Origin of the sequence: Streptomyces sp. NPDC006309 (assembly GCF_040613095.1) — a bacterium.
In the GTDB taxonomy this organism is placed as follows: Bacteria; Actinomycetota; Actinomycetes; order Streptomycetales; family Streptomycetaceae; genus Streptomyces.
Genome location: NZ_JBEXRO010000005.1, coordinates 264,826 through 278,490, shown reverse-complemented (window position 1 = coordinate 278,490; position 13,665 = coordinate 264,826). Strand labels below are relative to the sequence as shown.

The window sequence follows — 13,665 nt, the reverse complement described above, 5'->3', positions numbered from 1 at the left end:
GATCGGGGCCGGGTGCGTCAGCTGTCGCCCTCTCGGGCTCCCAGGGTCAGGTCGACCGTGTGTTCCTGGCCGCCCCGCTTGTAGGTGACCGTCACCTTGTCGCCGGGCTTGTGGGTCCAGATCTCGCCGATCAGGGTGGGGCCGCTGTCGATCACGTGGTCGTCGAGCTTGCTGATGAGGTCGCCGGGCTTGAGGCCGGCCTTGTCAGCGGGGCCGCCGGACTCGACCGCGGCGGAGCCGCCCGTGCCCTGGTCGGTGATCTTCGCGCCGTCGGTGGTGTCCTCCAGGGAGACGGAGGCGCCGATCTTGGCGTACACCGGCTTGCCGGTCTTGATCAGCTGCTGGGCGACGTACTTGGCCTGGTTGATCGGGATGGCGAAGCCCAGGCCGATCGAGCCGGACTGGCCCGAACCGCCGAACCCGCCGCCGCTGCTGCTGGACTGGATCGCCGAGTTGATGCCGATGACCGCGCCCGAGGAGTTCAGCAGCGGGCCGCCGGAGTTGCCGGGGTTGATGGACGCGTCCGTCTGGAGGGCGCTCATGTACGAGGCCTTGCTGGTGGAGCTGCCGTCGCTGGAGGCCACCGGACGGTCCTTGGCGCTGATGATGCCGGTCGTCACCGTGTTGGACAGGCCGAAGGGGGCGCCGATGGCGATGGTCTCGTCGCCGACGGCCACCTTGTCGGAGTCACCGAGGGCGAGAGGCTTGAGGTCCGAGGGCGCGTTCTTCAGCTTGATGACGGCGACGTCGTAGCCCTGCGCGTGGCCGACGATCTCGGCGTTGTACTTCTTGCCGTCCGGGAAGGTGGCCGTGAGCTTGCCGCCGTCCACCGCGTCCGCGACCACGTGGTTGTTGGTGACGATGTGGCCCTGGGTGTCGAAGACGAACCCGGTGCCCGTGCCGCCCTCGCCGTTGCTGCTCTCGGCCTCGATGGTGACCGTGCTGGGCAGCGCCTTGCCGGCGACGCTGGCGATCGTGCCGGGCGCGCGCTTGACCTGGGCGGCGCCGCTGTCGGAGGCCGAGACGGTGGTGGAGCCGTGGTCGTCGTGGTCCTTGGCCAGGGTGTAGCCGAGGCCGCCGCCCAGACCGCCCGCGACCAGAGCGGCCACCAGGACCGCCGCCACGAGGCCGCCGCGTCCGCTGCGCGGCTTGGGGGCGGGCTGCTGGTACGCGGCTCCCCAGCCGGCGCCGGGCCCGCCGGAGCCGCCGTCGCCGTAGGACGGGGTGCCCGGCGGCGGAGGCGGCCAGGAGCCGTCGGCGGGCGGGCCGGGCTGGTGCGCCTGGCCGGGCTGGTGCGCCGGACCGTGCCCGGACGCCGCGAACGCCGAGGGGGCCTCGGGCGCCCCGAAGGCCGCGGGGGCCTCGTGGGGCACGGGCGGGAGCGGTGCCGTCGGCGCGTTCCCACCGGGCACGGGGCCCTGCGGGGAGGCGTCGTGAGGGGCCACCGGCACGGGAGGTGCGGACGGGGCCGGGGGTACCGCGTTGCCCTCGTTCTCGGTGCTCACAGCTCTTCTCCTCGATCCACGCCTGTGTCGTCGGTCGCACTCGGTCTGTAGTCAGCTTTTCCCACGGGCCGTCAGAGCACCATAAGCGGTGGCTGTGGGTCCCAGACTCTTCTTTATATAGGATCTTTGACGCAAAGGTTATACAAAGGAACAGGGTGGCCGCCCTCGTTCGCCGACCGGCCGTGCGGGCGCCGCCCGCGCACCCGGTGACGGTGGCACCATGACGCGGTGACCCACGCACCACAGCACTCCATCCAGGTCGTCGCCCACCGAGGCGCCTCCGAGGACGCCCCCGAACACACCCTGGCCGCCTACCGGAAAGCGATCGAGGACGGCGCGGACGCCCTGGAATGCGATGTACGGCTGACCGCGGACGGCCATCTGGTCTGTGTCCACGACCGGCGGGTGAACCGTACCTCCAACGGCCGCGGCGCGGTCTCCGCGCTGGAGCTGGCCGATCTGGCGGCCCTCGACTTCGGGTCCCGGAAGACGCGCGAGGCCTGGCACGGACGGGACGAGGAGCCCGACTGGGAGCACCGCCCGGAGGACCGCGAGGAGACGTCCGTGCTCACCCTGGAGCGGCTGCTGGAACTGGTCGCGGACGCCGGGCGGCGGGTGGAGCTGGCCATCGAGACCAAACACCCCACGCGCTGGGCCGGCCAGGTCGAGGAGCGGCTGCTGACCCTGCTGAAGCGGTTCGGCCTGGACGCGCCGGACCCGGCCGCCGGTTCGCAGGTGCGGGTCATGAGCTTCTCGGCGCGTTCGCTGCACCGCGTGCGTGCCGCGTCGCCGACGCTGCCGACGGTCTACCTGATGCAGTTCGTCTCGCCCCGGCTGCGCGACGGGCGGCTGCCCGCGGGCGTGCGGATCGCGGGCCCCTCGATCCGGTTCGTGCGCAGCCACCCCGCGTACGTGGAGCGGCTGAAGCGGGCCGGCCACCAGATCCACGTGTGGACCGTGAACGAGCCCGCCGACGTCGACCTCTGCGCCGGACTGGGCGTCGACGCCATCATCACCAACCGCCCGCGCGCGGTGCTGCGGCAACTGGGGCGCTGACCCCGGAATGCGGAAATCTCGGGATCCGAGACTCGGAATTCCGGGATTCCGGCCGCTTACCGGGAGGCAGAAATCCCGCTATTTCGGTCCACATCCGGCAGATTAGGTCACGGAAAGTGCACCGGGGCGTTCGCTGCGTACGGCCATGTCCCGAATGCGTCACCGGAAGCGGCCTGGCCGGTTTCCGGCACAGGCCGATGGGGCATCCACACCGTGGCGTGGGGCGAAGGAGGTCTCGGGGGTGGCGTTGGTGGTGGCACAGGAGGTGCCCACGTCGTCGAGCATGGCCGTACCCCATGGTCCTGCGGGCGTGGGGAAGGCGCGGCGCCGGATGCGTACGCAGCTGCGCGGCGGTGGCGTCGCGGAATCGGTCGTGGACGACGCCGTACTGATCCTTTCCGAACTCTTGAGCAACGCCTGCAAGCACGGCCGGCCCCTGGGCGACGCGCCAGCCGGGGACGGGGACGTCCGCGCCGCCTGGCGCGTCGACGCCCGCGGGCGGCTCATCGTGGAGGTCACGGACGGCGGCGGGCCGACCCGCCCGGCACCGGCCACCCCGTCGGTGACCGCGCGCGGCGGTCGCGGGCTGAACATCATCACGGCCCTCGCCGACGACTGGGGCGTCCGGGACGACGTCCACGGTGAGGTGACGGTCTGGGTGGTGGTCCATGAGGACGTCCGCCGTCCCGATGCCGGGTGCCGTCACGGCTCCCGCGCTACGCGCGTCACACCCGCCGCACCCGGTGCACCCGGCACGCCCGGTGCCCTGCCGGAGCTGACACTGGCGGACCTGACGTCCACGGACATGACACTCCCGGACCTCGCGGCGGCGGATGCGACCCTCCCGGACCTGACCTTGCCGGACCTCCCGCGCACCGACGGCACCCTGCCCGACCTGACCCTTCCGGACCTGGCGCTGCCGGACCTGCCCGCCCTGGGCCTCGCGGACGCCTTCGAGGACCTCGACTGAGCCCGGCGGCCGGGGCGGGCTCCCGTTCCGGTTCCGGCGCCGGGGATCGTCGTCCACAGGTTCACACCTCCGGTGTCGAGCGCGCGTACGTTGTCCACAGGTTCCCGTCGCTCCTGGCCCGAACGGCTAGGCTCCGGACGTACGAGAAGCGCCGTAACCGGGAGACCCCACCATGGCCAAGAAGCGACCCCAGACGAAGGCCAAGCCGCAGCTGACCGACGGGGAGATCCCGGTCGTCGGCGCCCGCGAACCCTGCCCCTGCGGCAGCGGCCGGCGCTACAAGGCCTGTCACGGCCGGGCCGCCGCGCATGCCGCGACCGAGCTGGTGCACCGCCCCTTCGAGGGACTGCCGGGCGAGTGCGACTGGGTCGCACTGCGCGAGCTGGTCCCGGCGGCGACGGCCGAGCTGACCCTCAGGGACGGGCTGCCCGCGGGCGTCCCGTCGATCACGCTGGCCACCGTGCTGCCGATGGCGTGGCCCGCGCTGCGCCGCGACGACGGCTCGATCCTGATCGGCCTCCAGAACGACACGGCGTCCGGCGACATCAGCCGCGACCTCGCGGACACGCTGCTGCGCGCGCTGGAGGCCGAGCCCGGCAGCCCGGTGCAGGGCCGCCGTGCCCCCGCCGAGGGCCCCCGGCTCCAGGACCTGCTCGACCCGGAGGGTGCTTTCGAGCCGGTCGTGCACAGCGGCTTCGAGTTCTGGGTGCCGGACGCGGAGAACGCCACGCCCGAGGTGACCGCCTCGCTGGAGCGTGCCAACGCCGCCGCCATCCCGACGGTGAAGCTGGCCGGGGTGGGCGCCGCGTACTGGTGCCGGACACCGGAGAAGAACCACCTGCGCTGGGTCATGCCGTACCCGGAGGAGCAGCTTCTGGACGCTCTCGCGCGCCTGCACGCGGCGGGGCGCTCCAGCCTCGGCGACGGCACCCGGCTCGTGGGCTCCTTCCGTGCTCACGGCCTCACCGTGCCGGTCTGGGACCTGCCGAGCGAGATCGGGGCGGAGGACGTGGAGAAGCCGGCCGCCGAGTTCGCCGAGCGGCTGGCCGCCGCGCTCGCCGTCACGGAGCCGCTCACGGCGGACGAGCGCCGGGCGCGCGGCGGACTCACCAACCGGCAGGTCACGCTCAGCTGACACGCGGCGCGCGGGGGCTGCGGCTGCCCGGTCGGTCAGCCGCGGCGCCGGACCGCACAGCAGGTGACTCCTGTCACAACTCCCCGTCGTGACAGGGAAATCGGTGTCCGAATAGCCCAGACGGAATTTGCGAACCGCCGATCTCTTGTTACCGTTCCAGTAGCCCGGTTGCTGGTGCATCCCCCGTCGCCAGCAACCGGGTCTTTCCATGTCCGCAGCCGGTGTACAGCACACCCCTGGGCGTCAACTGCCCTGTGTGCGCTACGAGTTGCTGCCCGAACGCAGCAGCAGCGCCCCGTCGGTGCCGTGCGCGGCGAACTCGGTGACGGCCGCGTAGGCGTCCGGCCGGCCCCGGCTGTGTTCGCGGGGCGTCTCACAGGTGGCGGGCTCGTCGCCGGTACCCGTGACACAGCGCATCTGCACGGTCCGGCCGCCCGGCCCCATCAAGCTCAGCACGGAGTCCAGCGACTTCCCGGTGGCGTTGCGGTAGTAGGTGCGCGCCCAGGTGTCCGCGCCCTGCGTCAGCACACAGGTCTGTGCCTCGATACCGCCGGGAGAGGTGAGTCCGGGTCCGCAGCGGGCGGCGGTGGCGAGGCCGATGCCGAGCAGGAACGGGGAGCGGCCGGAGTGGGCCGTGCGGGCCTTGGCGTCGCCGCGGGGCGCGGCCGGCACGGCGGCCCGGCCGGTGCCGGCCCCCGGCCCCGCGGACGCCACGGCCAGCGGCAGCGCGGCGACGGCCGCCACGACGCCCAGCAGGGCGAGCAGACGAAGCTTTCGGCCGTCCGGCCCGCCGCGGAACGGCTGGGGGGCGCTGTGTCCCCGGGAATGACGCGGCATGAGCGGAACAGTACGAGCGGACGGGGCCAGTCCGCCGCGTCCGCGCCCGACATCCCCTACAACTCGGGTGCGCTCACACCCGTACGAGTGAGGGCGTCGACCACGGCGTCCACCACGGCCTCCACGTCGGGCACCCACGGCGAGGCCGAGCCGGGCAGCGGGGCACGCTCCCAGCGGACGGCGCCCTGGCCGGTCTCGGACGGGGGCAGGGCGACATAGCCGCCCTCGCCGTGGAAGCGCAGGGAGCCGGGGACGAAGTCCTTGGCGTAGAGCAGCTCGCCGAGCTGCTCCATGGAGTACGGCTTGACCAGCAGCGCCCACCGGTTCGGCGCGGCGATCACCGGGCCCAGCCGCATGCCGCGCCGGTCGAGCAGGGCGAGCGCGCGGGAGGCCGCGAGCGCCGGCAGGCTGACCGCGCAGGGCGCCTTGCCGCCGGTGGCCATGATGACCGGCGCGGCCGGCCGGTTGGTCCACCACCAGCGCACCAGGCGCGCGTCGGTGGTGGCCGCGAGCAGGCCGGGGTCGAAGGGGTGCGCGCCCGGCACCGTGCACTCCGGGTCCGGGCAGGCGCAGCGGGACCGTCCCTGTGGGTCCGGGGCCACGCCCGGGAGTACGGGCCACTGCCATTGCGTCGCGAAGGTCAGGGCCGCGCTGATCAGCTCGGGCTGCCCGTCGTTCCGCCTGGACAGGAGCCTGCGTCGCCTTCCGAGGATCTCGCGCATGAGCGCTCGTTCCTTTCCGTTGCACCACTGGCAACACCGTGGTCCACATCACACCATGTGTCGATCGCTTCACTGTGCGTACCTGTTGGCGCATCACACCCTTGCGCACGGCAGGGGGAACCCCCGGGAGTCGAGCGTGGGCCGCGTCCATGGTGCGTCTATCACATGCACGGCTGCGGCACGGGGGTGGCGAAGTCTGGCGTTTCGCCGTCGCGCGTGGTTCTTCGGCCTCCGCCACGGGAGGATGGGGCTCGGCCGTCGGTGGCTATGACGCCCGGGTCCGCCGCCAGGTTCCGGGCGGTCCCCAACCACCCCTGGCCTTCTCCGAGTACGTACCCCACACGACCGCTGTGACGCTCCGTGGAGCAAGGCCAGTCGACCGCAATGAACCGATACCTAAGACAGTTTTGAGCCAACTTGCCGGTAAGGCAAGGAGTTCGGGAAAACCTCGTCCGCCCCATGGACACCAGGAATGCTCGCAGGACAATGCTGGACATCCCCTCACGAGTGCGTGTACATGTGGAGACACTGCCAGCGGCGCAGAATGACATGGGGGTTTGCGATGCTTCTGAGCCATACGCACCGGTCTGAAAGCCGGACACCATGAACGCCCCGCACCCTCCGAAAGTGGCCGGAATCGATCCGACGGTTCCCACACCCGCCCACACTGTCGCGCCCACCTCTCCCGCCTCCGTCCCCGCCCCCGTCCCCGCTCCCCACCCGCCCGCGCCCGGCGCCGTCCTCCAGGACCGGCTGGCCGGCTGGGTCTCGGACCTCACGACCCTCCACGAACTCACCGAGCGCCTGACGCGCACCAGCGCCCTGGACCCCGCCCTGCACGAACTGCTGGGCGCCGGGGCGTCCCTCGTCGGCGCCCGCCGCGGCCTGGTCGTCCTGGAACCCGGCGACGGCCACGGCCCCCGCACCACCCTCGGCCTCGGTCTCGGCCGCGCCGACCTCGGCCTCATCGAGACCGTCCCGCACGGCGCCCTGCCGTACGACACGGGCGGCGGCGCCGAGATCGTCCACCCCGATCTGCTCGCCGAGGACGGCCTCGACCCCCGCCACCGGGAGGTGGCCGCCCGCCTGGGCTACGCAGCCAGCTACGCCGTGCCCCTCGCCACCGCATCCGCCGGCCGCCTCGGTGCCGCCGTCTGGTTCTACGACGAACCGGCCGAACCGCACGAACGGCAGCGCCACCTCGCCGGCCTGTACGTCCGGCACGCCACCGAGCACCTCGCCCGGCTGCTGGAGGTGGAGCGCACGCGCGCGTGCATGGCGACCATCACCGAGGAGCTGCTGCCCGCCCGGCTGCCCCGGGTGGCCGGTGTGCAGCTCGCCGCCCGGCACCGCACCGGCCCGCGCGGCGGCGGCGACTGGTACGACGCCCTGCCGCTGCCGGACGCCGCGCTCGGCCTGTCCGTCGGCTCGGTCACCGGCTCAGGGCCCAGCGCGGTGGCCGCCATGGGCCGGCTGCGCGCTTCCTTGCGGGCGTACGCCGTGATGGAGGGCGAGGACCCGGTGGCCGTCCTGTCCGACCTGGAGCTGCTGCTGCGGCTGACCGAGCCCGCCCGCTCGGCAACCGCCCTGTTCGCCTTCTGCGAGCCCGCCCTGCGCAAGGTCACCCTGGCCGGGGCCGGACACAGCCCGCCGCTGCTCATCGGGGAGCGGCGCACCGAGTTCGCCGAGACCTCCGTCTCCGCCCCGCTCGGCATGCTCGCCTGCTGGGAGGCGCCCAGCGTGGAGATCCAGGCACAGGCCGGGGAGACGGTCCTGCTCTACACCGACGGGCTGCTGCACCGTACCGGCGACCCGATGGACCGCGCCTTCGCCCGGCTGCACGCGGCCGCCGCGGGCGTCCCGCGCGCGGTGCGCCACGATCCGGGAGCCGTCGCCGACCACGTCCTGCGCACGGTCCTGCCGGACGGACTGGACGCGGCGGACAGCGACGAGGACGTGGTCCTGCTGGCGGCCCGCTTCGACTGAGCCCCAGGCCCGGGACCGGCATGACCGGGCATAACAGGTCATCCGGCCCCGGTCCGCCCGCGGTACGACCGTACGATGATGGAGGTCCCCGCTCGGCCACAAGCAGGAGCGTCGCGGGCCCCGGGGGAGATCACATGGCGTATCGAGGAGGATCACGTGTCCGACGAGCTCAACCCGGCTGTGCCCGACTCCGCTACCGCGGAGGGCCCCGAGACCGAGTCCGACGAGCCCATCAAGCAGCGGAAGAACGGCCTGTACCCGGGCGTCTCCGACGAGCTGGCCGAGAACATGAAGTCCGGCTGGGCCGACACGGAGCTGCGTGACCTGGAGCCGGTCGAGCAGGCCGGGCACACCGCCCGCCGCCGTGCCGCGCTCTCCGCCCGCTTCCCCGGCGAGCGCCTGGTGATCCCGGCGGGCAACCTGAAGACCCGCTCGAACGACACGGAGTACGCCTTCCGCGCCTCCGTCGAGTACACCTACCTCACCGGCGACCAGACCGAGGACGGCGTCCTCGTCCTGGAGCCCACCGCGGACGGCCACCAGGAGACGATCTACCTCCTGCCGCGCTCCGACCGCGAGAACGGCGAGTTCTGGCTCTCCGGCCAGGGCGAGCTGTGGGTCGGCCGCCGCCACTCCCTCACCGAGTCCGAGGCGCTCTACGGCATTCCGGCCGCCGACGTGCGCGAGCTGGCCGAGCAGCTGCGTGAGGCCACCGGCCCGGTCCGCGTCGTGCGCGGTCACGACGCCGGCATCGAGGCCGCCCTGACCGACAAGGTCACCGCCGAGCGCGACGAGGAACTGCGCGTCTTCCTCTCCGAGGCCCGGCTGGTCAAGGACGAGTTCGAGGTCGGCGAGCTCCAGAAGGCCGTCGACTCGACGGTCCGCGGCTTCGAGGACGTCGTGAAGGTTTTCGACAAGGCCGAGGCGACGAGCGAGCGCTACATCGAAGGAACGTTCTTCCTCCGTGCGCGCGTGGAGGGCAACGACGTCGGCTACGGCACGATCGCCGCCGCCGGCCCGCACGCCTGCACCCTGCACTGGGTCCGCAACGACGGCCCGGTCCGCTCCGGCGACCTGCTCCTGCTCGACGCGGGCGTGGAGACCCACACGCTGTACACCGCCGACGTCACGCGCACGCTGCCCGTCAGCGGCACGTACAGCGCTATCCAGAAGAAGATCTACGACGCCGTGTACGAGGCCCAGGAGGCCGGGATCGCGGCCGTACGCCCCGGCGCCAAGTACCGCGACTTCCACGACGCCGCCCAGCGTGTCCTCGCCGAGAAGCTCGTCGAGTGGGGACTGGCCGAGGGCCCGGTCGAGCGCGTCCTGGAGCTGGGCCTCCAGCGCCGCTGGACGCTGCACGGCACCGGACACATGCTGGGCCTGGACGTCCACGACTGCGCCGCCGCGCGCGTGGAGACGTACGTCGACGGCACGCTGGAGCCGGGCATGGTGCTCACCGTCGAGCCGGGCCTGTACTTCCAGGCCGACGACCTTACGGTGCCGCAGGAGTACCGGGGCATCGGCGTCCGCATCGAGGACGACATCCTCGTCACGGAGGACGGCAACCGGAACCTGTCCGCCGGACTGCCGCGGCGGTCCGACGAGGTCGAGGCGTGGATGGCCGCCCTGAAGGGCTGAACGGTCCGGACGGTACGAACAGGATGATGATGGCCGGGCACCGCAGCGGTGCCCGGCCATCGGCACGGGGGCGGGCGCGCGAAGGTCTCACGCCCCCGGGGGGAGGGTGTTCGTGGACGGTTTCCGGTCCGGCGTGGGCGTGGACCTGCATCTCGAACCCGACGCGGCGGACGGGCGCCGGGCCGGGCTGGAGCGGGCCCTGCGGGACGCCGTGCGGGACGGGCGGCTCGCCCCCGGCGCCCGGTTGCCGGCCACCCGGCGCCTCGCGGCGGAACTCGGCATCTCGCGCGGCACCGCCAAGGCCGCCTACGACCAGCTCGTCGCCGAGGGCTACCTGACGGCCCGGCAGGGCTCGGGCACCCGGGTCGCCGAGCTGCCGGCCGTCCGGGTGCCGCGGCCGGAACCGTCCGCACGCGCGCGTGCCCCGCGTTTCGACCTGCGCCCAGGCAGCCCCGACGTCGGCGCCTTCCCGGCCGCGGCCTGGCTGCGCGCGCTGCGCCGCGCCATCGCGACGGCACCCTCACTGGCGTACGACTACGGCGACCCGCGCGGCCGGACCGAGCTGCGCACCGCGCTCTCCGGCTACCTGGGCCGGGCACGGGGGGTATTCGCACCGCCGGAGCGGATCGTCATCACCTCCGGGTACGTCCAGGGCCTGGCGCTCCTGACCCGGGTGCTGGACGGCGCGGCGGTCGCCATGGAGGACCCCGGGCTGCCCTTCCACCGGGACGTGGTGCGGCGCAACGGCGGGACGGTGCTGCCCGCCCCGGTCGACACACGTGGGGTACGGCCCGGGGAACTGGGCGAGGCGGCGGCCGTGGTGGTCACGCCGGCCCACCAGTACCCGACCGGGGTGACCCTGCATCCCGAGCGGCGCCGGGCGCTGACCGACTGGGCACGCGCGCGCGGCGGCCTGGTCGTCGAGGACGACTACGACGGCGAGTTCCGCTACGACCGGCAGCCGGTGGGCGCGTTGCAGGGGATGGCTCCCGGCCAGGTGGCCTACCTGGGCACGGTCTCCAAGACCCTCGGCCCGGCGCTGCGGCTGGGCTGGATGGTGCTGCCGCCGGGCCTGGTCGACGCGGTCACCGACGCCAAGCTGCACAGCGACCACCACACCGAGACCATCGGGCAGCTGGCGCTCGCCGAACTGATCGACAGCCACGCGTACGACCGGCACGTGCGCGCGTGCCGGCTGCGCTACCGGCGGCGCCGGGACCAGCTCCTGCACCGGTTGGGGGCGCGGTGGAGCGTGCGCGGGATCGCGGCCGGGCTGCACGCGCTGATCGAGGTCCCGGACGAGGCCGAGGTGCTGGCCCGCGCGGAGACGGAGGGCCTGGCGCTCGGCACCCTCGGCGACCACTGGCACACCCCGGCCCCCGACCGGCCCCAGGGCCTGGTCGTCGGCTACGGCACACCCCGGGAACGGACGTATCCCGAGGCACTGGAGGCGCTGGCGAGGGTGCTGGGCACCGACGGCTGAGACGGCGCGCCGACACCGGAGCGCGCCGACACCGGGACGCGCGAACGCCGGGACGCGCCAACACCGGAGCGTGCCGACGCCAGGGCGCGCCAACACCCGGACGCGCCGACGCCGGAGCGTGCCGACAAAGGAAGCGCGCCGATGACGGGCGAGTTCACCGCCGGGTGGGGGCGCCACCCGGGCGTGCCTTCCGCCGGTGTGCATCTACTGACGGGCGGGGCCACCAGCGAGCGCGACTGCCACCGGCGAGGGCGCCACCGGGGCACGGCCTACGCCGGGTTACATCTGCCGACGTGCGGGGTCAGCAGCGAGCGCGTCTGGCACCGGTGAGTCCGCCACCGGGGCGCGCCCACCCCCGGGTTCATGCGCCGACGTGCGAGACCACCAGCGAGCGCGTCCGTCACTGGGCGAAGGCGCCACCCGGGCGCGCCCACCGCCGGGTGCATCTACCGATGGGCGAGGCCGCCAGCGAGCGCGTCCGCCGGCGGGCGGCGCACCGTCGGTGGACGCCCGGGTGCCGGGCCGCCCGGTGGGCCGGGGCCCCGGAGCCTCACGCGCGCGTGCCGACTGACTGGCTGGCTGGCTGGCTGGCTGGCTGGCTGGCCCAGTACCCCTCACGCCCGTGCCGACCGCTGGGCCCAGCACGCCTCACGCGCGCGTGCCGGGCGCCGCCGTACGCGCCCCGTGGCTCTGCCGGGCCGTCAAGCCGTCAGGCCGTGAGCAGGGAGGGGTCCTTCGTCCACTTGAGGATCTTGTCGAAGCTGACCACCGTCCCGCCGCGGCCCGGCTTGGGGCCGATATGGACGTGGTCGGCGAGTTCCCGGATCAGACACAGGCCGCGGCCGTGCTCGGCGTCCGGGCGGGCGGGCCGGATGTCCTGGGTGCGGACGGTGCCGGACCCCGAGTCGGTCACCTCGATACGGCACTTCTCACCGTCGAGGTACGCGGTCACCCGGTACGCCTCCGAGGCGCCGGGCGCGAGGTCCCCGCCGTGCTCGACCGCGTTCGCGCAGGCCTCGCTCAGGGCGACGGACAGGTCGTAGGAGATCTCCGGGTCGACGCCCGCCGTCTCCATGGTGCCGATCAGCAGCCGCCGGGCGAGCGGCACGCTCGCGGCGTCGCGCCGCAGATGGAGTGACCACCAAATGCTCATGCTCCAGCCTCCCGGCCGCGGCTCGACATACCGTTACCTATTGCCGCCTGTAGGCGCCCGTAAGCACTGCGTGGGCGTGACGCCGCCCATACAGCCGATGCGCCGGGGGAGGAATCGGTGTATGAGGGGCCGGCTCGGCCGCCCTGCCGTAGGCGCCCGGCGGGCCCAGTGCGATGATGACCCCGCCATGACTGCCCCCCACCCGCGCACGGCGCGCCCCGGAGCCGGTCTCCGGATGCTGCGGGCCGCGGTGTTCACCGCGGTCTGCGTCGCGCTGGCCGCGGCCGGGCACACCCTGGCCTCCTGCGCGCGCGTGCCGCTGTGGACGCTGGGCGCGGGCTTCCTCGGCTCCCTGCTGCTCGTCGCCCCGCTCACCGGGCGGGCCCGTTCGCTGCCGGGTATCGCCGCGCTCCTCGCCCTCGGCCAGACCGTGCTGCACACGCTGTTCGGGCTGGGCCAGCACGGGGCCGCGGCGGCCACCGGCGGGATGTCGTCGATGGCGGCGTCCGGGCCGGGATCCTCCGCCGGCGGGACGCTGAGCGACAGCGCGCTAGTCGAGCAGGCCGCGCGCCTGGTGTGCGGCTCGGCCCCGTCGTCCCTGACCCCGGGGCACGCCTTCCGGCTGCTGCTCGACGCGCACCTCATAGACCGCGCCGGCCGGCCGACGGGCGCCCTGCCCGCGCTGCACCACACGCACGACGCCATCGGCGCCGCCACGGGGCTGCTGCCCTCGCTGCCGATGCTGCTCGGCCACCTGCTCGCGGCCGTCGTCGCGGGCTGGCTGCTGCGCCGCGGAGACCTCGCCGTGCTGCGGCTGATCGAGCTGTCGGCGCACGGAGTCGTGGAGGGGGCGCTCGTACGGTCCCTGCGCGCGGCGCTGGCGCTGGCGCACGCCCTGTGCGCCGGGCTGCTGCCCGCGGCCGGCCCCGGCCCGCGCGGCCGGCGTACCGACCGCGACGAGGCACCGGCCCCGCACACCGCCGTACTCCAGCACACGGTGATCCGGCGCGGCCCGCCCGCCGCCGCGTTCCGCCTCGCCGCCTGACGCGACCCCCGCTCCACGGACCCCGGTGGGCCGCCGACACGCGGCACGCGCGCGTGCACCCCTTTTTCCAGCGGTACGGCCGGCACCCCGGCCCCGCACGCGCGTATTCCTCCTCACCACCGGACTCACTCA

General features: G+C 73.9%; 10 protein-coding genes and 1 pseudogene. 7 read left to right on the top strand and 4 right to left on the bottom strand.

What is annotated here, in order from left to right:
* Nucleotides 1–17 precede the first annotated feature (17 nt).
* Nucleotides 18–1,505, bottom strand: a complete 1,488-nt coding sequence (locus ABZ117_RS10330) for a trypsin-like peptidase domain-containing protein (protein WP_356819221.1) — start codon at nt 1,503–1,505, stop codon at nt 18–20.
* A gap of 228 nt (nt 1,506–1,733) precedes the next feature.
* On the opposite strand from ABZ117_RS10330, the gene ABZ117_RS10325 reads away from it, so the two are divergent.
* The 3 genes and pseudogenes from ABZ117_RS10325 (at nt 1,734) to ABZ117_RS10315 (ending at nt 4,666) form a co-directional block, all read left to right on the top strand.
* Nucleotides 1,734–2,561 carry a glycerophosphodiester phosphodiesterase gene (locus ABZ117_RS10325; protein ID WP_356819219.1) on the top strand — a complete coding sequence of 276 codons (828 nt, stop codon included), beginning with the start codon at nt 1,734–1,736 and terminating at the stop codon, nt 2,559–2,561.
* A 154-nt stretch (nt 2,562–2,715) separates the two neighbouring features.
* Nucleotides 2,716–3,288, top strand: a pseudogene (locus tag ABZ117_RS10320) (ATP-binding protein); the annotation flags it as partial.
* Between the two features lie 415 nt (nt 3,289–3,703).
* On the top strand, nt 3,704–4,666 hold the full coding sequence (locus ABZ117_RS10315) for a DUF5926 family protein (RefSeq protein ID WP_356819217.1): 963 nt from the start codon (nt 3,704–3,706) through the stop codon (nt 4,664–4,666).
* Nucleotides 4,667–4,927: 261 nt separating this feature from the next.
* Here the strand turns inward: ABZ117_RS10315 and ABZ117_RS10310 are convergent, their stop codons facing one another.
* Entirely contained in the window at nt 4,928–5,503 is a 576-nt protein-coding gene (locus ABZ117_RS10310) for a hypothetical protein (RefSeq protein ID WP_356819215.1), read from the bottom strand.
* A gap of 56 nt (nt 5,504–5,559) precedes the next feature.
* The gene (locus tag ABZ117_RS10305; protein ID WP_356819214.1) at nt 5,560–6,225 is read right to left on the bottom strand and encodes a bifunctional DNA primase/polymerase; all 666 of its coding nucleotides are present in this window, start codon (nt 6,223–6,225) and stop codon (nt 5,560–5,562) included.
* Between the two features lie 603 nt (nt 6,226–6,828).
* Here ABZ117_RS10305 and ABZ117_RS10300 point away from each other — a divergent pair.
* From ABZ117_RS10300 to ABZ117_RS10290, 3 genes are all read left to right on the top strand, one after another.
* The gene (locus ABZ117_RS10300; RefSeq protein WP_356819212.1) at nt 6,829–8,211 is read left to right on the top strand and encodes a PP2C family protein-serine/threonine phosphatase; all 1,383 of its coding nucleotides are present in this window, start codon (nt 6,829–6,831) and stop codon (nt 8,209–8,211) included.
* A 156-nt stretch (nt 8,212–8,367) separates the two neighbouring features.
* Complete coding sequence (locus ABZ117_RS10295) at nt 8,368–9,852, top strand: aminopeptidase P family protein (protein ID WP_356819210.1); 1,485 nt, start codon at nt 8,368–8,370, stop codon at nt 9,850–9,852.
* A 112-nt stretch (nt 9,853–9,964) separates the two neighbouring features.
* Nucleotides 9,965–11,335, top strand: coding sequence for a PLP-dependent aminotransferase family protein (locus tag ABZ117_RS10290; protein ID WP_356819209.1), 1,371 nt, complete (start codon nt 9,965–9,967; stop codon nt 11,333–11,335).
* A gap of 709 nt (nt 11,336–12,044) precedes the next feature.
* On the opposite strand, the gene ABZ117_RS10285 is transcribed toward ABZ117_RS10290, so the two are convergent.
* Complete coding sequence (locus ABZ117_RS10285) at nt 12,045–12,488, bottom strand: ATP-binding protein (RefSeq protein ID WP_356819207.1); 444 nt, start codon at nt 12,486–12,488, stop codon at nt 12,045–12,047.
* A gap of 187 nt (nt 12,489–12,675) precedes the next feature.
* Here ABZ117_RS10285 and ABZ117_RS10280 point away from each other — a divergent pair, with 187 nt between their 5' ends.
* Entirely contained in the window at nt 12,676–13,533 is an 858-nt protein-coding gene (locus tag ABZ117_RS10280; protein WP_356819205.1) for a hypothetical protein, read from the top strand.
* Nucleotides 13,534–13,665: the final 132 nt, after the last annotated feature.